The organism is Pseudomonas rosaeacicularis (genome assembly GCF_057128745.1).
Map to the genome: position 1 here is coordinate 48,169 of NZ_JBSKHT010000027.1, position 20,443 is coordinate 68,611.

Below are 20,443 nucleotides of genomic sequence, written 5' to 3' on the forward strand. Positions count from 1 at the left end.
AGGATGGAACCGTCATGGCACAGGCCAAGCGAAAATCGTTGTTCAGCAATAAAAGCGTAGCTACCGCACTGGCGGCGCTGCTGATGACTCCCTTGGCCCAAGCCGACGTCTTGCGCATCGGCGTGGCGAACGCAGGCGGTGGCGACCCAGTCACGTTCAGCGGTTCGCCACTGAGCATCGTGCGCAACCAGCAACTGCTGGAAAAAGCCTTCGCGGGTACCGGCACCGAGGTGCAGTGGTTCTTCTTCAAAGGCGCAGGGCCAGCGGTGAATGAGGCCCTTTCCAATCAGCAACTGGACTTCGCCTACGAAGGTGATTTGCCGCAAGTGGTTGCCCGTTCCAATGGGCTGGACACCAAGCTGCTCGCGGCCATCGGCGTGCGCGCCAACGTTTATCTGGCGGTGCCCAAGGGCTCGGACATCAAAAGCATCGAGGACCTGAAGGGCAAGAAAGTCGCGGTCTTCCGCGGCACCAACGCTCACCTGGTTTCGATCAACCTGCTGGCTGACCACGGGCTGAGCGAGCGTGATCTGAAAGTGATCAATCTGGACAGCGGCAGCAGTCAGGCGGCGCTGGCGTCCAAGGGTGTCGATGCAGCGTTCGGCGGCCGCGAGCTGTTCAAACTGCGTGATCAGGGCCTGATCGACATCATTTTCGACAACCCGACCAACGATGTGCGCTACACCCGCCAATTGGCGCTGGTGGTGCGCGGGCCGTACGAGCAAGAACATCCGGACAACGTGCAAAAGGTGGTCGACACACTGGTCGATGCGGCCAAGTGGGAGTCCGATGATCACAACCGCGACGCGGTGCTGAACGAATGGGCCAAGACCAACGAGCCACTGGACTCTCTGAAAGCCGACTTCGCCAACCTGACATTGCGCGACAGCGCCTCGCCGCTGGTGGACGAGTTTTTGCGCTCGCGCTATCAAGCGGTCGCCGATCAGGCCAAGGAGGAGAAAATGATTCGTCGCCCGGTGTCGGTCGACGGCTGGTTTGAAACCCGCTATCTGGAAACGGCGCTGAAGAACAAAGGCCTTGAGCACTATTGGACGCCGTATGGCCCCGATGGCAAGCAACCGGCTAACACCGCCACGGCGTCGACCAAGCCATCGGCGACGCCAGCAAAAAGCGGAGGCTGAGACGATGTCCCGCGCCCACGCCTCTGCCCGCCAACTGAATCATGATGTGCCGCAATCGAGCGCATCCATCGAGCGCTTGCCCGCCTTCCCTGCCCGGCCAGCGCGTCGCGTTAAAGAGAGACCAAACACAGCTGGCAAATGGCGCGCAAGGCTGAGCAACAGCGCGCTGCCGTGGTTGCTGCCGCTCACGCTGCTGGGCTTGTGGTACGTGGGCACCGAACGTGGCTGGCTATCAGAGCAAGTGCTGCCACCCCCGGCCTTCGTCTATCAGACCCTCACCGATCTGATCACCAGCGGCGACCTGTGGCTGAACGCCTCGGCCAGCCTGCAACGGGTGCTGGTGGGGTTTGTGCTCGGTGCGGGTTTAGGCATGGCATTGGGCTTGGCGATGGGGCTGTCAAAAACCATCGAGGATTATCTGTTTCCCACGTTCAACGCGCTGGTACAGATTCCGGTGTTGGGGTGGCTGCCGTTCGCGCTGCTGCTGTTTGGCATCGGTGAGCCGCTCAAATATGTGCTGATCGCCCATGCCGCATTGATCCCGGTAACGCTGTGCACGCTGCAAGCGTTTCGACAGGCGCCCAAAGGGTTGCTGGAAGTGGGTGCTGCTTACGGTTTCAGCCGCCGGCAGATCGTCACTGACATCGTAATCCCCTCCGCCATCCCTCCTATTTTTACCGGCCTGCGCCTGGGCTTCACCAAAGCCTGGTTGTCGTTGGTGGTGGTCGAGTTGCTGGCATCGAGCGAGGGCCTGGGTTACCTGATCGCCTACGGACGCCAGCTGTTTCAGCTGGACCTGGTGATGGCTGCCGTCGTGGTGGTCGGCGCAGTCGGCTTGCTGATTGATCGCGGTTTTGAGGCCGTGGAGCGACGGTTGAACAAAGGCCGTGCGTTGACAATCGGGAGGCTGCAATGAACGCCTTCGCTTCGACTTATAAAGAGGGCAATAAGCGCTATCGCGGCTGGGTGCTGCCGACTCTCGGGCTGGCGGTCTGGTGGCTGGCGGCGAATCAAGGCTGGAGCACTTCAGGCCTGTTGGTTTCGCCGCAGAAGGTCGCTGAAACCGCCTGGTCGCAAGTGGCTTCCGGCCAATTCTGGCGAGCGATTTCGGCGAGTCTGGTGCGCAATCTCAGCGGCTTTTTCATCGGTACAGGATTGGGCCTGGTGCTGGGCTGTCTGCTGGGTTTCTCCCGGCTGTTCGAGCGCTTGGTCGAGCCGAGTTTCAATACCTTCAAACAGATCTCTCTGTTTGCGTGGATTCCGCTCATTTCGGTGTGGTTCGGCCTGGGTGACGTCGCCAAAGTGGTGTTCCTGTCGCTGGCGGCATTGGTCCCGGTGGTGGTCAACACCTGCGACGGCATCCGTAACGTGCCGGACAATTTGTTGGAAGTCGCGCGGGTGTATCGCTTCACGCGCTGGCAAACGGTGGTCGGGGTGATGTTGCCCGCCGCACTGCCCTCCATCTTTACCGGCATTTATCTGGGGCTGGTGTATTCGTGGCTGGCGACCATTGGCGCGGAATATCTACTGGTCTCCGGCGACGGCATCGGCAATACGCTCATCGACGGCAGCGAGCATTTCATGATGGACCTGGTGTTGTTCGGGATGGTGGTCATCGGCTTGGTGGGTTGGGCGTTGAACACACTGGCACGCAAGGTCGAACGTCGCATTCAGCGCCTCTACGGCATCACGCCGCGCTAATCGTTTTCAGACAGGATCGACAATATGTCCAATGCACTTAATCTCTCGCCCGGCTCTTCATCCAACAACTCTTCACCTAATAAGAACGGCCTTCGACTGGAAAACATCAGCAAGCGCTTTCAGTCGACGACGGGCGACGACACGCAATTGCAGGTGCTCGACAACGTTCAGCTGGATATCGAACCCGGTGAGTTCATCACCATCGTCGGCGCCAGCGGCTGCGGAAAATCGACATTGCTGCGGCTGATCCTTGGGCTGGACGAGGACTACGACGGCCGGATATTGCTGGGCGAAACGCCCATTCATGGCACGGGGCTTGAGCGCGGCATTGTGTTTCAGGATCACCGGTTATTCCCGTGGTTGACCGTGGAGCAGAACGTCGCTGTGGGTTTGAAGAACGCCCCCTTGAGCGCCGCACAGAAACGCGAAGCCGTGACCGAACACATCAAGTTGGTGGGGCTGCAGGACTTTGTCGCGTCCTACCCGCATCAGATCTCAGGCGGCATGGCACAGCGTGTCGCTATCGCGCGCGGGCTGGTGAATCGGCCCAGCGTGTTGCTGCTCGATGAGCCTTTTGGCGCGCTCGATGCCTTGACTCGCACCCGTCTGCAACGCGAGCTGCAACACATCTGGCAGCACGAAAAAATCACCATGGTGCACGTGACTCACGATGTGGATGAAGCGGTGTATCTGGGTGATCGGGTGGTGGTGATGCAGCCCAATCCTGGGCGGATCCGGCGCATCGTCGACATCGACCTGCCCCGCCCGAGAAACCGCAGCGATGCTCGTTTCATTGCGCTGCGCGATGATGTGCTGAGTGATTTTGCGGAGTTGTCTTAAAAAAGATATCCACGGTCTTTTGATTCTGGCCGAAGGCCGTTGGAGCGAGGCTTGCCCGCGAAGCTAACTATGCGAAGTGTCAGGTAATACCGAGGCGCTAACTTCGCGGGCAAGCCTCGCTCCAACAGAACTTCAATTGGGCTCATACACCGACACCTGATTACGCCCGTTCTTCTTCGACGCATACAACGCCTGGTCAGCCCATTCGATCAGGGTTTTGTGATCATCCAGCGGCAGGGTCAGGTCGGCGACGCCCAGGCTGACAGTGCAGCGGATCGCCTGGCCTTCATGGGGGACTTCCTGGGCTTGGATCGCGATGCGAAGACGTTCGGCGAAAACCCCCGCGCCGTATTTATCGGTATCGGGCAGCAGGATGGCGAACTCTTCGCCGCCATAGCGACCGGCAATGTCCGAATCCCGAATATGCTCGCGCACCACATCCGCCACGCGCTGGATAACCCGATCACCGCATTGGTGACCGTACGAATCGTTGACCCGCTTGAAGTGATCGATGTCGAACATCACCAGCGCCGCCGAGGTGCCGTAGCGGACATGCCGCGCGTACTCCAGGCGCAACGCCTCTTCCCAATGCCCGCGGTTGTACAACCCGGTCAGCCGATCGGTGCTGGAGAGCTTCTGCAATTGCAGGTTGGCGGCCTGCAATTGCAGGCGGTTGGTCGCCACATCGGTAACGTCATAGATCACCAGACACACATGCGTGACCTCGCCGTTGGTGGAGCGCAACGGGAACATCGTGGTGTTCTGGTACATAAAGTCTTCAAGCCCTGTGATCGGCTGATAGCTCTTGAACCGCACCAGATAAGGCCGTTGCTCCCAGATCGTAAATGCGGGAGTGCCAAGGGTGATGACGTTGTCGATTTTCCTCTTGAGCCACTGCCGATTGACCTCGGGGAACAGCTCGAAAAACGACTGGTTTGCCGCCTCGTACGGCAGCACGCCAGAACGGTTTTCCATAAAGGTGTTCCAGACCTGCACGCAATATTGCTGGTCCACCACCACCACGCCCACATCAATGCTTTGAGTGATGGTCAGCAGCCAATGCAGTTCGCGCACATCAATTCGATCGTTCATCCATCAGCTCATCAGGTAGGCGAGTTTGCGCGACAGCCGCTCGACCGAATCTTCGGTGAACAACAGCAGCAGATCGAAGTGAATATTGTGGCCTTCCAGGCTGTAGCTGATCTCCACGGCGAGGGTTTTCTTCCAGCGCTGCTCGTTGATGCGGATCAGTTCATCAATGCCGCCCTGCGTGCCAAGCACTTGCGGATGGCTTTGCGAGAACGCGATATCGATTTGCTCAGCGATGCCACTCAGGCAAGCACCGATCAGGATCGACGAGAGGTCCAGCAGCATCTCCATGTCGGAGCTTTCATCTGCCGACTCGCCAGAGGAATCAAGCTTCATCAACTGCGCCATGTCGGCGATTTCGGAATCATGAAACAGCAGCAGCGCCTCGCCCGCGATACCACCGCCGATATAACCCTGACACACCGCCGTCAGACGATCACTGCTCTGGGCATCGGCCAGCGCCATGTGCAACTCGCCCACTTCCAGCATGTTGACGTTGGGCACCGGCAACTGCACAAACACGCCAAGCACGCGCGCCAGCAATGCCGCAGCCCGGCCCATGGCAACGTTGACCGTTTCGCGAAAGGCGTCCTGAAACGTAATGGCAGCGTGCGCAACGTTCGGCGCCACGGCGACGCCCTTGCTGGGCTCGCCAAGTAACCCCAGGCGCTCCAGGGTCTGTTGCAGCTCAAGGGGATCGGCCGGTTTTTTGAGAAACGCCAGCGCGCCCAGTTCCATGACCCGGCGCACAGCCTCTTCCTGCACATCGCCTGAGACCACGATGACGCTGGCCTGCAGGTTTTCGGCGCGCATCGCCGCCAAGGCCTGATAACCGTCCATGTCGGGCATGGTCAGGTCCAACAGCACGACTCGGCCCAACCCTTGGCGAATAGCTTCAAGCCCTTCGCGGCCGTTGGTTGCGGTGGTGACTGACACGCCCCAATCTGCGGGTAAAGCCCGTATCAGCTGTTTGCGCGCCATATTGGAGTCGTCGCAAATCAACAGGGGAATCATGGGCATTGCTTTCTTTCTCACTGCAAAAGAGTTTCAGGCAGAGCCCGGCGTATCGGTTTAACTCATAAAGATGCGACAAACATCGAACGATCATCGCAGACAAATCTTTCAGATCTATATCAACCCACCGCATTGAGTCGTTTCTTCCCCTCAATGTATCGATGCAGCGCTGTATGCAATATCTGTGCTCAGGGATGACCGCATTCTTAAGGGCATACCTGCATCTTGATGATGACGACTATCAAGACCCTCGCGCCGGGAACTGACTGTTTTATGGCGTCAAAAGTTATCTCGTTGTCGGCATGCGAGTTTGGTCTGAAATCCTGTTTTTTAATTTGCTGCCTCGTCTTGCCCAACAGACACGGGAAGAGCGGCTGGATATAAACAAATATTAAACGGCCAAACCCAAGCAGTACTGCGGGGTATTACTGTAAGCGTGAGATCGCTCGCTCTGATTTACTGTTTCAAGCACCTAAGTCGGATCAATGCCCACGGGGGTAAAAGGAAGATGTACCGCCATGTGCAGCCATAAAAAAGTGCAGCTGCCCTAGCGCATTATCAGCCGAATGGACCAATACGGTGCTCACGGCATTGGCTATCAAGGAGCGCATATAAGCCAGAGCCAGGCCATATCCGATCCGTACTGATCTGTATGTTTAATCAGCACAAATAATTGCGATGTCCACGATCACCGACATATTGCTGATTCAGCGATTGCAGCTGCTGTTGGACGAGCAACGCGCAAGGGCCGCGCGGATCAGCTAAGTGTGGACTGGATGCAATCGATCAGCGCCTGTCCCTGAAAAGGTTTGCCGAGAAAACACACTGCACTGCCCGTCATCGCGCGTTTGCGAATGGCGTCCTCCGGGAAGGCGGTGATGAAGATGGTCGGAATCTGGTATCCACGAGCCGTCAGCTGTTCATGCAACTCCACACCGCTCATGTTCGGCATCTGCACGTCAGTGATCAGGCAATCGGCGTGATCACGATCCTCGGACAGCAGAAAGTCCTCCGCAGAGCCAAACAGGCAAGCAACGAAACCCAGCGAACGGATCAGGCTATCGATACTGGCGCGCACCGCAGTGTCGTCGTCGACAACTGCGATCAGGGGAAGTCTGGGCAAGCGGAACACCTTGAGCGTTACAGGCAAAAGAAACATGTGCACGGATGCACACGACTGCTGCCGACACCGTACCGGGCTGACCACCAACAAAGAACTATACAGGTGTATGACTAAATGCCATTAGCGACCAACGGCGCGTTTCCTGACCGAATGGACAGCTCAGCAAAGCCAACCATTCACTCGATTCTGGCCGAAGGCCGGTGGAGCGCCTGTCAGATCGTCAGCTGCTACAAAAACGCGAGGGCTGCACAAATGACTGTGGGAGCGGACCTGTCCGCGAATGCGGTGGCCCAGGCACCACATGGAGGATTGTCCAACTTCTTCGCGGACAGGTCCGCTCCCACGGCCTGCGGCCAGGATCAAAAGCTTCGCGGGCAAATCTCGCTCCAACGAATGATGTGCTTCCTGGACCAACAGCGCGACATTCCCGCATTTGCGCTTCTGCCCGGAGGGCGTAGGCGCTGACGAGCAACGCGAGGCTGCGATTGCGGTTCATCAGACACACCGCATCGCAGCCTCGCGCTGCTCGTCAGCTCCTACTGGGTTGTGTGTCGCGCAAAGATATTCAGGCTGCGCCCGTCAGTTTTTGATGCTGGCCGAAAGCCGTTGGGGCGAGTGGGCAGCATTGCGACTCGCCCGCGAAATTGGCAACGCTCAACTTCCCAACGCCTGCGACATCTTCACCAGATCAGCAAAGGTCTTGGCTTGCATCTTCTTCATCGCATGGCCGCGGTGGATCTTGACGGTGATTTCGCTGAGGCCCATTTCTGATGCGATTTGCTTGTTCATCAGACCGGTCACAGCAAAAGCCATGACTTCCTGCTCCCGAGGGGTCAGGGTCTGGTAGCGCGCTTGCAGGTTGGCGGCGGACTTGCCGGTCTCTCGGCGCTTGCTGTCCTGCTGCAGCGCCATCGACACCGCATCAAGCAGGTCTTGATCGCGGAACGGCTTGACCAGGAAATCCAGCGCACCAGCCTTCATGGCTTTGACTGACATGGCGATGTCGCCGTGGCCGCTGACGAAAATGATCGGCATCCAGATCTTCTGTTCGGTCAGGCGCACTTGGAAATCCAGCCCGCTCTCACCCTGCAGCCGCACGTCCAGAATCAGACACGCCGGGGCGTCGTCAAAAGAATGCTGCAAAAACTCAGCGCCCGAGGCGTAGGTGAACACTTGCATGCCCACCGAACGCAGCAGGCTATTGAGTGCAGTACGCAGCGCCGGGTCGTCATCGACCACAAACACCGTCGGAATCAGTGCTGGAGCGGTCATGGCTGAACCTCCGCGCAGGCCGGGAGCGAGAAGCTCAACAATGCACCGTGCCCCAACTCACTTTCCGCCCAGATGCGCCCGCCATGGGCCTCGATAATCGAACGGCAAATCGATAGCCCCATGCCCATCCCCTCTGGCTTGGTGGTAAAAAACGGGTTGAACAGGCTGGGCAGATTCTGCGCAGCCACTCCCGGCCCATTGTCCTGAACGCCAAGCTGCACGCCTCCGGCTGGCGGCACAGACAGGCGCACTGTCAACTTTCGGCTTTTAGCCTGCATGCCCGACATCGCCTGCATGGCATTGATCAGCAGATTGATGATCACCTGTTGCAACTGAATGCGATCGCCATCGGCGTACAACGCCCGATCACCCACCTTTAACTCAAGTGTCACGCGATGACGCTGGATCTCCCGCCGGACCAGTTCAACTGACTCTTGCAGCACTTGCCGCAGATCAACCTGGACGTGCTGGGGGATGGTCTTGCGCGAAAGCGCGCGTATCCGGCGGATGACTTCGCTGGCACGATGCGCCTCACTCATGATGCGCTCAGTAGCGCTGCGCACTTCATCCAGATCGGGCACCGGACGATTCAGCCAGCGCAAACCGGCCTCGGCGTTGGTGGTGATGGCTGCAAGCGGTTGATTGACCTCATGGGCAATGGACGCCGCCAATTCACCCAGGGTCGTAATCCGAGTGATGTGGGCCAGCTGCATCTGCGATCGATGCAGCGCTTCCTCGGCATTTTTGGTCGCCGTCACGTCCATCAGCGCACCGATATACTCGCACTCACCGTTCGCATCGCGCACCTGACAGGCGAGCATGCGCAGGCACTTGACGCTGCCATCCGGCATCAACAGGCGAAATTCGGTTTCCAGGCTGGCGTGCCCGGCATACGCCATCTCGATGAATGACTTGAGCGCGCCGACGTCTTCGGGGTGCGTGCGACCGATTACGCATTCAAGCGTTGGATGCAAATGCTCGAATTCAAAAATCCGCTTGGCCTCGTCTGACCAATACATATCGGCGCTGGGCATTTTCAGGCCGATGCTGCCGGTCAGGCTCAATCGCTGCGCTTCGGCCAGAAACGCTTCGCTGCGATGCAGCAGGTGGACCTGCGCCTGCAAAGCGTCTTTCGCGTCTTTATTCTTCAGCGCCAGATACGAGGTAATCGCGATGGCTGCCAGGCTGACTATGCAGCGGGCAAAAGCTGGCGTAAGCCACTGCGTGCCATGGGACAGCAGGTACGCCGCCAATGTCAGGAGTCCACAGGTCAGCGAAACCGCCAGTAGGCCCTTGCGCGTGAACAGGTCGCCGGAGATCAGAATGACCACCACGTACAACACCGCAATAGCGACGTCGAGCGTGCTAAGCCAGTCGATCAGAAAGATGATCAGCGTGATTGCCACCGAGCCCAGTCGCAAAAGCCAGCCGTAGGGCGACAGGTGCTGTCGGGATGAGTGGAGAAGCGCAGTAGACGCGATATTCATTCCTACACGTATGCCTTGTTCTGGTCGTTGTGATGGCAGCATGAATAGAAAGCGTTGGCGCAGGTTAAATGCCACGCCGCCTGACGCTTCGCCCGCCGTAACAGGCCGGGGTGTCAGGATAGTATTTTTAGTATCGATGGGTAGATTGTGCCCGCCTAGACATTACCTTTTCTTGTCTGAAAGGATCCAGATTTTAACGGCTGTGGTGGCTGTAGCATTTTCAATCCAGGCGCTTGCGGCTAACGCCCTTAAACCAATGACGCATTAGGTGAACCATTTGACCCAATATGCTCAGGCAATCCGCATATTAAGATGATCAATAACTGATCGGAGAATCTTGTAGACATGGTCCGATCTTTTGTTAGTATCGTCCGCCGACCTTCACCACCCAGCCGCAGTTCAATTTTATTTAAAAAGTATGAAACCGCTGAAGAAATGAAGATCCAGAAGTCATCAAAACCGCCATTTATTTAACGTCATTTTCATGGCTCACTCCAAAACAAACGACAACTTAACAACGCCAAAAAAATAACCCGCCCGTATTGAACGAGCAATTAACAACTCATTATTGCGCACTCACCATCACGCCATACCCCTTGTATTTACTGGCTTCCAGAGGATTATCGACCCTCTCGCATCTTCAAGCGTTTTAGCACTAAAAATCCCCAGCACTCAGTTAAAAATTAAAGCCCGACCCTTCTGAATATTGAAAGTTTCATACTTTTTAATTTTAAAAAAGTTGTACAAACCTTTTGCATTGCCGATTTATTCCGCTAATAATCGGCCCCTGCTCGGGTTACAAGGCATAGCGCCATCTCACATTGAAGTGAACATCGAATCTCCATTCCGATCTTTCCCACCCGATACACAAACCAACTTGCTAGTTAATTGATGGCGCATCGCCCTCATGATAACTGCTGTGCGGCGCTTATTTAGCGCGGGAGGAAACCCATGGTTGAACGTGACTCCAGAATCAAAATCCTGTCAATTTTTGGTACCCGACCTGAAGCTATCAAAATGGCGCCGCTGGTCAGAGCGCTGGCGCAAGAGCCGGGCATCGATTCGCGTATCTGCATCACCGGGCAACACCAAAGCATGCTTCAACAAGTGCTGGACATGTTTGACCTGAAGGCTGATTACAGCCTGGACGTAATGAGACCTGGGCAAACGCTCAACTCCCTGACCGCCGCCTTGTACGCTGCCATCGACCCGATCCTTGAGCAGATGCAACCAGACAAAGTGCTGGTTCATGGCGACACCACTTCAGCGATGGTTGCTGCCATGTCGGCGTTTCACCGACGCATCCCGGTCGGCCATGTCGAAGCCGGTCTGCGCACCGGTGACATTCATCAGCCATGGCCTGAAGAGATGAACCGACGCAGCATCGATCTGGTGTCGGATCTTTTGTTTACGCCCACCGCGCAGTCCCGACGCAATGTGCTGGGCGAACGCCTTCAGGGCATCTCGTTCGTCACCGGCAACACGGTCATCGATGCGCTGCAAATGACCGCGCAACGGATCGACAGCAATCGCCAATTGAGCGCGGCGCTGGATCGCCAATTCAACTTTTTGGTGCCCGAACGCAAAATGCTGCTGGTGACCGGGCATCGCCGCGAGAACTTCGGCGACGGCTTCCTCAACATCTGCAAAGCGCTGCGCACCTTGGCTCAACGCGACGATGTGCAGATTGTTTACCCGGTGCACCTGAACCCCAACGTACTGGGCCCGGTGACCGAGCACTTGGGTGATCTGCCGAAAGTGCACCTGATTCAGCCGCTGGATTACCTGTCGTTCGTGCGGCTGATGCAGCGTGCTCACGTGATCCTGACCGACTCCGGCGGTGTGCAGGAAGAAGCCCCGTCCCTGGGCAAACCGGTGCTGGTGATGCGCGATGTCACCGAGCGGCCCGAAGCAGTGGCGGCAGGCACGGTGCGTCTTGTCGGCACGGAGCCCAATGCCATCGTGCGTGGCGTCTGCGCTTTGCTCGACGATGAACACCTGTGGCGCACTGCCTCTCGCGCAGCCAATCCCTATGGTGACGGCCATGCCAGCGCACGGATTGTCGATGCGCTGATGGGACGCCCTGTCGATGAGTTTGTCCCCGAAACACCGCGCCGACGGCTTGAACCTGCCGACGCGCAGCCTCAGCCCGCCGCACTGCGCGCAGTTGCTCGCTAGCAACGCTATGTCCTTAAACCCCCGCTGCGACGGGTAATTAATAAAGCCCCTGAGGCAGTGGATGTGTTTGCGCATCAATCGGACGCTCAGCAGTCATGAGCTTTCCGAATCCGGCTTGCGCAGCCTCCACTTGCCCATCAAGACCCCACTGGCCTTGAGCCTTGACCGAGATCGACCTGAATGAAGTCTTCCGTTTCCGTTAATACGGGCGCGCTGAATGCCCTTGCCTGCGGCATGAGCCTGCTCGCGCTCACACCTGCTTTCGCACTGGCCGCAGAAACGCCGTTGAGCCAGGCCATTAGCCGCCTCAATGCCGACACCCGCCAGGAGCGCGTCATCGAACTCAAGGATCTGGGCATCGATCGACCCATCATTCTCAACGCCAGTGACGCTCGCCGTGAGCTTTACCTGCCGGTCCCGGCCGACGTGCCGCTGACGGATGCGACGCTGAATTTCGACGCCAGCTACCTGAATGGCGAGGCGGGCCGTAACACGCTGCTGCTGTCGCTGGACGGTTATCCGGTGCGCGCCCTGGGTCTCAACGAAGCCGAAGGCAACGCCAGTGCAGTTTTGGGCGTCGATAAAGCGCCGCGCGACAGTGGTTCGCTGCGCCTGGGCATCGCATGGTCCTCGGTGATTTCCAAAGTCTTGTGTGAAGACGAACGCGCCATCGGCAACGTGCTGCGCATCGATCCCCACACCCGTCTGACCTACAGCTACAACGCCAACGAATTGAAAGACGTCGGCGCGGCGTGGAATGCACTGCCAGGCAAGCCCGGTCTTCTTGTGGCCCCTGGCACTTTGTCCAGCACCAGCTACGACGCCGCATGGCGCCTGGGCGTCGCCTTGGAACGCATCGGCAAACAAGCGCGCATCCTGCCCTTCCCCTCATTGCAAGACAGTATCGATCTGAGCAGCCTGCGTATTCCGAATGAGCTCAAGCAGATCCCGGCGTTCGCCGCACTCGACGGCACTGGCCAGCACACCTTGGCCAACCCGGCCGAGATTGGCGCTCTTTTGCTGCTCGGCCAGACGCCGTCGCTGCAAGCGGACCTGGCGGTGGGCGATGCAGCCTTGCTCAAGGCGATCAACGAATCTCTCGACGCGCTGCAAACCCAGGTTCAGGGGCTCGATGCCAGCGCCAGCAATGCCTTGGCTCAATGGCGTGAAAGCCACGTCAAAGCGGCCCTCGAAACAGGGACCGACGACGTACGCCTAGCGCTGCTCGGCGCCCGTCCGATGCTGATGATCAAGCCAGAGTCGGCCGGCAAAGCCATCGGTCTGTTCAGCTCGGCGTGGAACAAACTGGCGCGCAATCGTCAGCTGACCATCGGCGAAGAAGCCAACATGCCCCTCAGCGAAGACGGCCGTGTGGCGCTTACCCGACTGGGCGGCAAACCGGGCACCGTGGATGTGCTGGCCAAGACCGACTGGAGCGCATCGTTCCCACTCGGCGCTGTGGCGTATGACGGCCGCGTCCCGGTCAACGCTGTGATCGATATCGCTGCAGCACCCGGCGCTTCCGGCACGCCACCGGTGGCGACCTTGTTTCTCAATGACTACCTGATCGGTGCCAGACAGCTCGACGCCAACGGCCAGAAAGAGCGTATCGAAGCGCGCATTCCGCGCTACGCCCTGGCCGCGCAGAACACGCTGCGTGTGTCTTTCCAGCGTCAGCCGGTGAGCAACGAATGCCTGGAGACGCCGCAAGCGTTCCCGATTTCCGTGCTGCCGACAAGTCATGTGGTTCTCGACAAATCGACGCTGGACGACGACTTCTCTGGCATGGCTGCGCGCTTCGCCACCAGTACGCAACTGCTGGTGCCGCAGAGCTATCTTGATCATCCGGCGGCCAGCTTGCCGCAGGTCATTCGTATCGCTGCCACTTCCGGGGTGTCGCCGCTGCGCGCGAACCTGAGCGTCAGCGCTGATCCCAAAACCGTGATCGCGCCCGACAAGTCGTTTCTGGCGTTCGAAGTCCCGATGAAAGACAGCAGCGAATCGGTCAGCGTCAGCAATGACGGCCACTTGCTGATCAATCACAAGGAACAGACGCTGCTTGACCTCAAGACCCTTAACCACCTCGCGTCGTTGCAAGTGATTGAATCCGGCACCCAGCGCGGTGTGCTCTATCGCACCCTCGGCGGGCAAACGCCGATCTTCGCCAAGCCAGTGCTGCTGGAGCGCGGCAACGTGACCATCCTGGGTGACGAGGGTGCACTGACCACCTTCGATGCCAAGGACCCGACCGGCAGCCAGATGATCGATGACGACGAAGTCAAAGGCTTCGATGCCTGGCGCCAACCGTCGCTGCTGTGGCTGATTCCGGGCGTGATCATTGTCTTCCTTCTGCTGTTGCTGGCTGGCCGTCGCGCTCGCCGCAATCGCTCGTAACGGGAAGCCGCGATGACGTCGCTTTATTGGCCGTATTGGCTGGCCCATTACTACAGCGTGCTGGAAGTGGCGACGATCGTCGTCGCGATGGTGATCCTGATTTCCAGCGTCGATGACCTGATCATCGACGTCTGGTACTGGGCGCGCCGGATCTATCGCAAGTTCACCGCCGAGCGCCGGTATCGACCACTCACCGTCGAGCAGTTGATGGCCCGCGACGAGCAACCGCTGGCGATCATGGTGCCGGCGTGGCTGGAATACGACGTCATCGCGCCGATGATCGAGAACATGGTGACGACCCTCGACTACCAGAACTATGTGGTGTTCGTCGGTACCTACATCAACGATCAGCGCACCATCGATGAAGTCGAGCGCATGCGCCGCCGCTACAAGCAGTTGCATCGAGTGGAGGTGCCGCATGCCGGCCCGACCTGCAAGGCCGACTGCTTGAACTGGGTGATCCAGGCGATCTTTCTGTATGAACAGACTCACGCCGTGCAGTTTGCCGGGACGGTGCTGCACGACAGCGAAGACGTGCTGCACCCCCTGGAACTGCGCCTGTTCAACTACCTGCTACCGCGCAAGGACATGATCCAGCTGCCAGTCGTATCCCTTGAACGCAATTGGTACGAGTGGGTGGCGGGCACGTACATGGACGAGTTCGCTGAATGGCATGGCAAGGATCTGGTGGTGCGCGAAAGCATGACCGATACCGTGCCGTCCGCGGGCGTCGGCACCTGTTTTTCTCGCCGCGCCTTAATGGTCCTGGCCGAGGAAAACCAGAACCAGCCGTTCAACACCGAAAGCCTGACCGAGGACTACGACGTCGGCGCGCGTTTGGCCAAATACGGCATGAACGCAATCTTCGTGCGCTTCCCGGTGCAGTTTCGTGTGCTGCGCAAATCCTGGTTTCGCAAGCAGTACGAATCGACCCTGGAAATGCCGTTGTGCGTGCGCGAGTTTTTCCCGGACACCTTCCGTACCGCGTTCCGGCAGAAAGCCCGCTGGACATTGGGCATCGGCCTGCAAGGCTGGGAGCAGATGGGCTGGACCGGCTCACTCGCCAATCGCTACCTGCTGTTTCGCGACCGCAAAAGCGTGGTGACGTCCTTCGTCAGCATCATCGCCTACGTCATTCTGGCGCAGCTGCTGGCGCTGATCGTGTTGCGCGCCAGCGGGCTGTGGAACACCAGTTTCCCCGCGCCGTTCGATAACAACGGCTATATCCGCTACCTGTTGCTGGCCAACGGTGTCGCGCTGCTATGGCGCATGGCCCATCGCTTTTACTTCACCACCGTGTTGTACGGCTGGCAGCACGGCTTGCTGTCGATGCCGCGCATGATCGTCGGCAATTTCGTGAACTTTATGGCCGCTGCACGGGCGTGGCGCATGTTTCTGGTGGGCAAATTGCTCAACCGCAAACTGGTCTGGGACAAAACCATGCACGACTTCCCGTCGACTGATCTGGTCGCCGCCGCACCGCGCCGTTTGGGCAGCGTGTTGCTCTCCTGGCAGGCGATCAACGACGAAAATCTGCAGACCGCACTTATCGAACAGCAGACTCGCCCGCTGCCGCTGGGCCGGATTCTGCTCAACCACGGCTGGCTCGACGACGAAACCCTGGCCGAAGCCATCGCTTTTCAAAATGACTTGCCGCGCGTGTTCGATGTAGCCGCCAAGGCTGACCAGCAATCCTCGCTGGCTGATGAATTCTGCCTGCGCTGGCGCGTTGTGCCATTGGCGATGGACGTTCAAGGGCGCCCACAGATCGCGGTCGCCAGCCCGCTGCCGGACGACGGCATGCGGCAGATCACCGAGCAGATGGGCGCCGAGCCTGTGCAACTGATCGCCCGAGAAAGCGAGATCGTTGCGCAGCTGCGTCAGTTGCAGGTTGTTGAGGGTCAGCCGTTACCCGCCTCGGCGCCGCTGCTCGGCGATTTGCTGGTCGAACAAGGCTTGCTCGACCGCGAGGTCTTCCGTCAGGCGATGCTGGGCTACAGACCGCAACTGCATGGCCGCATCGGCGATTACCTGGTGGACATCGGCGTGCTGCCACGCGAAACCATCGAACAGGCAGTGGCGCGTCAGCACAGCCATTACCGATCCGACGATCACACGGAGCAGCCACTATGAAGCGCCCCTTCATCCTGCCACTTCTGGCGACTGGCCTGAGCCTTTCCTACTCATTTGCATCGGCAGAAATCCTGCCTTTGCCATTGACCGGTCCTGCCTACTCCATCGCCAACGAGGCGTACAGCGCCTACAACCGCAAGGATTACGACCAGGCCATAGCCAAGGCCAACGAGGCGCTACGCCAGCGGGCCGATGCCGATCAGTTGCGCAAACTGATCGCCCTGGCCGAGCGCGACAAAGAGCGCCGCGATCACCCCCGGCGCTACCCCGCCGCGCACCCAAAACCGGGCTACCTGGACGGCAATCGCGCCCTGCGTGCTTACGCCAATCGTGAGTACGACAGCTCGGCGAACTTCGCGCGAAAAGCCGTTGCCCAGGCGCCGAAAAATCTGGATTACCGGATGATGCTGATCGAAGCACTGCAACGTCAGCAGCGCCTGGAAGAAGCCGAAGTGGCCGTCAATGACGCCGTGCAGATCTTCGGTCCACAGCCTGCGCTGACCCGCCGTTTGCAAGCGATCCACGAGCAAGTGGCCGTGAACACGGCAGCCAAGGGTTATGAAGCACTGGCGCGGGGCGACAGTGAAACGGCGGTGAGTAATGCGCGGGAATCAGTCGGTCGATTTCCTCAGGAAATGGCCTATCGCAAGTTGTTGGTCAGCGCCTTGATTGCCCAAGGGCAATACGCGTCGGCACGCTCCGCTGCTACCGAGGCCTTGGCGCTCAACGGCAATGACGCCACGTTGCTGGCCCAGCGAGGCCAGATGCGTCAGCGCCTGGGCGACAAGGACGGCGCGAAGCAGGATTTCGCTCAGGCCCTGGCCGTTGGCAATCTGCCGCTCCGTGAGCAGGCGTCGCTGTATGCCGCGATGGGACAGCCCAACGAAGCGCTGCAAACTCTGAAAAAAGCTCGCGCTGCCGGGGAATTGCAGCCGGGTGACGAAGTGCAGATCGCCTACTTTCTGAGTCAGGCCGGTGACGATAAAGGCGCATTGGCAGAGTTCAAGCACATCGACCGCACAACCGGGCTCAAGCCGACCGAAGTTCAGGACGCGGCCTACAGCGCCATGCGCACGCCCGATGACGTGCAGGCCATCGCTTACTTCCGCCGCGTGCTCGATTACCAGCAGACCGGTGATTTAAAAATGCCGGATCAACAGGTGTTCGACACGCGAAGGGCTGTCTCGGACCTGTCCCGCGTATGGGGCGTGACCAACACCACGACTTATCGCGGCGCCAGTACCAGCAGCGGATTGAACGGTGCGCCGAGCAGCAATAACGACAGTGTGCAAAACAGCACCGAAGTGTTCTGGCGTCCGTTTGGTTATCGCGATGCGCGCTTCGTCGAGCTGTACGGCCGCATCACCGATACGCTGTGGAGCAAGGAAAGCAGCACCGACACTGGCGCCGACGCTTTGCAAGGCGCGGTCGGAGTACGGATCAAGCCGTTCACCGGGCTGAATGTCATCGGCGCACTGGAGCGCACGTTCCCGCTGGGCAACTCCAATGTCGATGGCGATTGGCTGGTGCGACTGGGCTATGGTTCGAGCATTGGGACCGATCTGCGGGTGGATGTGCCGAGCTGGTGGACCTCGCAGCTGTATGCCGAAGGCGGGCGTTATCTGCAGGACAAGCGCAACTACTTCAACAGCGAATGGCAGGTCGGGCGCAGCTTTCGACTGGACAGCATCAGCCCCAGGCTGGTGGTGTTCCCGCATGTGGTGGCGGCTGTGGACTATGACTCCAAGATGCACAGCGAAGTGGATGCGCTCGGTCGCAATCACACCTCCTCCGACAATGCGGGCGGCGTGGGTGTCGGCACCGGCGTGCGCTACTGGTTTCGCGAGGACAAGTACAAGGCGCCGCAGTCCTACGTGGACTTCTCCGTGCAATACAGGGCGAAGGTGTTCGGTGATGACAGCGCAGAGGGCGTATTCGCCCGGATGACTTTCTCGTGGTGACGCTTCTTGAGCACGCTGTGCGGCGGCAGGTGCAGTGAGCATTTTGACTGCCCTGCTCGGCCGCACGACGATGGTGAAAGCCTCGCTGACAGCGGTGGTCATTGGCGTGCTTGGGCTGGCGTCGACTGGCATTTATCAAATGACCCAGCCCAAAGGGCCTGGCGTGGTGGGCATCGTCTGGCAGCCGGACAATGCCACCGTCGGCATCAACGGCGAATGGCAAAAGCTCGGCGCGCGGGAGTTGTTGGTGCAATGGACGGCGGTGGACGGCCAGTCATTCGTCCCCAACAGCGGCATGCCCACGGTGCCGGTGCTGCCTGACTGGAGCCGGATTGCCAAAGCGCCCTGGGCGCAGGATGTGATCTTGGGGTTGGCAGGATTTTTCAGCGAGAACAAATCGCGGGACAACATTGAAGAGCTGGCAGTGATGTCGGCGCGGCTGGCGAAGGTAAAAACCCCGCTGAACGTCACTGGCTGGTATTTCCCGGCGGAAGTCGACCCAAGCTGGAGTCGCGCCAAGGAGCTGCCGGCGTTACTGGCAAAATTGCCGCGACCGTTGTGGATCAGCGTCTACGACGGCGCCAATATCGGGCCCGACGCGACGGCCGACTGGCTAAAAAGCTGGCTGCCGAGCGACATCGGTGTGTTCTTCCAGGACGGCGTCGGCGTCTACACCCGCACCGCCCCCGTCGCCCGAAACTACGCGGATGCGCTGAGCAAAAGGCTGGGCAAAAAACGCGTGAAGATCATCGTCGAAGCCTTCCGCCCCAAAGTCGGCGGCGGCTTTCGCTCAGCCACGGCAGCCGAGCTGAAACCCCAGATCGCCGCCTATGACGGTTATGCGCTGTACCTGTTCGACGGCCCGCATTATTTGACGCCGGGGTTGGTGAAGGATTTGGGGCAGTAGAGGATCTGCTTTCCTCCGCCACCTGTTTTGTATGTGGTCAGGAAGTTCGAGGCCAGCCACTCCCACGGGTTTTGTATTGGTTCAGGAAGCTTGAGGCCAGCCGCCAGACTGTGGGAGCGGACCTGTCCGCGAAGGGGTCCTTACAGCCAATACATTTCCATCGCCTGACATTCAGCCTTCGCGGACAGGTCCGCTCCCACAGGTGTTGTGTTTCGGCAGCAAGTTCTGCGGCCGACCGCTGCACCGCGGGAGAGGCGTATCCCCACAGACATTTGCTGAAGCTATTTGAGAATGCGCCGTCGTCCGTCCTTGACTAGCGTCGTTACTGACAATGCACCAGGGAGGACAGGGATGCCTGATTACGCCGCATCACATCTATTACGCGCCGGGCGATTCTCTTGTCCGGGTCAAATCTATTTGGTTACTTCAAACACACGGAACCGCGCCCCTATTCTTCGCGACTTCACGCTAGGCCGATTACTCGTACAGGAAATGAGGGGGGCGCAGGATCAAGGGTTGGCGACCTCCTTGGCTTGGGTAGTGATGCCAGACCATTTTCATTGGTTGTTTGAATTGAAAGCTGGAACGCTTGACGCCCTGATTCAGCGTATAAAAGCGCGCAGTTCAAGAGCGATTAACCGCCAGAGGGCATCCCATGAGCCGGTATGGCAAGCAGGCTTCCACGATAAAGCGCTTAGAGCAGAAGAGGACTTGGTGAAACTTGCCAGGTACACAATCTACAACCCAGTCCGAGCTGGCTTGGTACGACGGGTTGCGGATTACTCACTGTGGGATGCCATTGGGTCTGACATGCACGCGGTGCTTGAACAGAATGTTGAGGCCAGCCGCTAATACAGTTTTTTCTTGATCAGAAATTTGAGGCAGGTCGAAATCTTGTGGGAGCGGACCTGTCCGCGAAGGGGTCGGTACAGCCTATGCACCTTCATCGTCCGATACTCAGTCTTCGCGGACAGGTCCGCTCCCACGGTTTTGTGCTTGATCAGAGGTGTTGAGGCCAGCCGCTAATACAGTTTTGTGCTTGATCAGAAGGTGTTGAGGCCAGCCGCTAATGCAGTTTTGTGCTTGATTAGAGGTGTTGAAGCCAGCCACTACTGCAGTTTTGTGCTTGATCAGAAATTTGAGGCAGGTCGAAATCTTGTGGGAGCGGACCTGTCCGCGAAGGGGTCGGTACAGCCTATGCA

At 58.8% G+C, this 20,443-nt stretch carries 16 protein-coding genes; 10 read left to right on the forward strand and 6 right to left on the reverse strand.

Annotated elements, in window-relative coordinates; translation table 11 throughout:
* Positions 1 to 14 precede the first annotated feature (14 nt).
* From ACWKWM_RS27230 to ACWKWM_RS27245, 4 genes are read left to right on the forward strand one after another with little or no spacing between them, the layout of a single operon-like run.
* Complete coding sequence (locus tag ACWKWM_RS27230; protein WP_483849070.1) at positions 15 to 1,142, forward strand: ABC transporter substrate-binding protein; 1,128 nt, start codon at positions 15 to 17, stop codon at positions 1,140 to 1,142.
* 4 nt (positions 1,143 to 1,146) lie between these two features.
* On the forward strand, positions 1,147 to 2,058 hold the full coding sequence (locus tag ACWKWM_RS27235; protein ID WP_483849071.1) for an ABC transporter permease: 912 nt from the start codon (positions 1,147 to 1,149) through the stop codon (positions 2,056 to 2,058).
* On the forward strand, positions 2,055 to 2,843 hold the full coding sequence (locus ACWKWM_RS27240; RefSeq protein ID WP_483849072.1) for an ABC transporter permease: 789 nt from the start codon (positions 2,055 to 2,057) through the stop codon (positions 2,841 to 2,843). The genes ACWKWM_RS27235 and ACWKWM_RS27240 overlap by 4 nt, the downstream gene beginning before the upstream one ends.
* 24 nt (positions 2,844 to 2,867) lie before the next feature.
* Entirely contained in the window at positions 2,868 to 3,683 is an 816-nt protein-coding gene (locus ACWKWM_RS27245) for an ABC transporter ATP-binding protein (RefSeq protein ID WP_483849073.1), read from the forward strand.
* A gap of 132 nt (positions 3,684 to 3,815) precedes the next feature.
* Here the strand turns inward: ACWKWM_RS27245 and ACWKWM_RS27250 are convergent, their stop codons facing one another.
* The 5 genes from ACWKWM_RS27250 to ACWKWM_RS27270 form a co-directional block, all read right to left on the reverse strand.
* Positions 3,816 to 4,775, reverse strand: a complete 960-nt coding sequence (locus tag ACWKWM_RS27250; RefSeq protein ID WP_483849074.1) for a GGDEF domain-containing protein — start codon at positions 4,773 to 4,775, stop codon at positions 3,816 to 3,818.
* Positions 4,776 to 4,778: 3 nt separating this feature from the next.
* Positions 4,779 to 5,792: a response regulator gene (locus ACWKWM_RS27255; RefSeq protein ID WP_483849075.1), complete on the reverse strand. Its 1,014-nt coding sequence runs from the start codon at positions 5,790 to 5,792 to the stop codon at positions 4,779 to 4,781.
* 751 nt (positions 5,793 to 6,543) lie between these two features.
* Entirely contained in the window at positions 6,544 to 6,909 is a 366-nt protein-coding gene (locus ACWKWM_RS27260) for a response regulator transcription factor (RefSeq protein ID WP_483849076.1), read from the reverse strand.
* A gap of 654 nt (positions 6,910 to 7,563) precedes the next feature.
* On the reverse strand, positions 7,564 to 8,181 hold the full coding sequence (locus ACWKWM_RS27265) for a response regulator transcription factor (protein ID WP_483849077.1): 618 nt from the start codon (positions 8,179 to 8,181) through the stop codon (positions 7,564 to 7,566).
* Positions 8,178 to 9,668 (reverse strand): sensor histidine kinase, encoded by a 1,491-nt coding sequence (locus tag ACWKWM_RS27270; RefSeq protein WP_483849078.1) that lies wholly within the window; start codon positions 9,666 to 9,668, stop codon positions 8,178 to 8,180. The genes ACWKWM_RS27265 and ACWKWM_RS27270 overlap by 4 nt, the downstream gene beginning before the upstream one ends.
* Before the next feature lie 951 nt (positions 9,669 to 10,619).
* Between ACWKWM_RS27270 and wecB the strand changes: the two genes are divergently transcribed.
* From wecB to ACWKWM_RS27300, 6 genes are all read left to right on the forward strand, one after another.
* Positions 10,620 to 11,846, forward strand: coding sequence for a non-hydrolyzing UDP-N-acetylglucosamine 2-epimerase (gene wecB, locus ACWKWM_RS27275; RefSeq protein WP_483849079.1), 1,227 nt, complete (start codon positions 10,620 to 10,622; stop codon positions 11,844 to 11,846).
* A gap of 180 nt (positions 11,847 to 12,026) precedes the next feature.
* On the forward strand, positions 12,027 to 14,240 hold the full coding sequence (locus ACWKWM_RS27280) for a cellulose biosynthesis cyclic di-GMP-binding regulatory protein BcsB (RefSeq protein WP_483849080.1): 2,214 nt from the start codon (positions 12,027 to 12,029) through the stop codon (positions 14,238 to 14,240).
* 12 nt (positions 14,241 to 14,252) lie between these two features.
* Complete coding sequence (locus ACWKWM_RS27285) at positions 14,253 to 16,373, forward strand: glycosyl transferase family protein (RefSeq protein WP_483849081.1); 2,121 nt, start codon at positions 14,253 to 14,255, stop codon at positions 16,371 to 16,373.
* Positions 16,370 to 18,334, forward strand: a complete 1,965-nt coding sequence (locus ACWKWM_RS27290; RefSeq protein WP_483849082.1) for an NfrA family protein — start codon at positions 16,370 to 16,372, stop codon at positions 18,332 to 18,334. Before ACWKWM_RS27285 ends, ACWKWM_RS27290 begins: the two co-directional genes overlap by 4 nt.
* Before the next feature lie 34 nt (positions 18,335 to 18,368).
* Entirely contained in the window at positions 18,369 to 19,241 is an 873-nt protein-coding gene (locus tag ACWKWM_RS27295) for an alpha-amylase family protein (protein WP_483849083.1), read from the forward strand.
* 351 nt (positions 19,242 to 19,592) lie between these two features.
* Complete coding sequence (locus tag ACWKWM_RS27300) at positions 19,593 to 20,093, forward strand: REP-associated tyrosine transposase (RefSeq protein WP_483849084.1); 501 nt, start codon at positions 19,593 to 19,595, stop codon at positions 20,091 to 20,093.
* A gap of 105 nt (positions 20,094 to 20,198) precedes the next feature.
* On the opposite strand, the gene ACWKWM_RS27305 is transcribed toward ACWKWM_RS27300, so the two are convergent.
* Positions 20,199 to 20,443, reverse strand: a 245-nt coding sequence (locus ACWKWM_RS27305) for a hypothetical protein (protein WP_483849085.1), incomplete at its 5' end; no start/stop codon positions are given.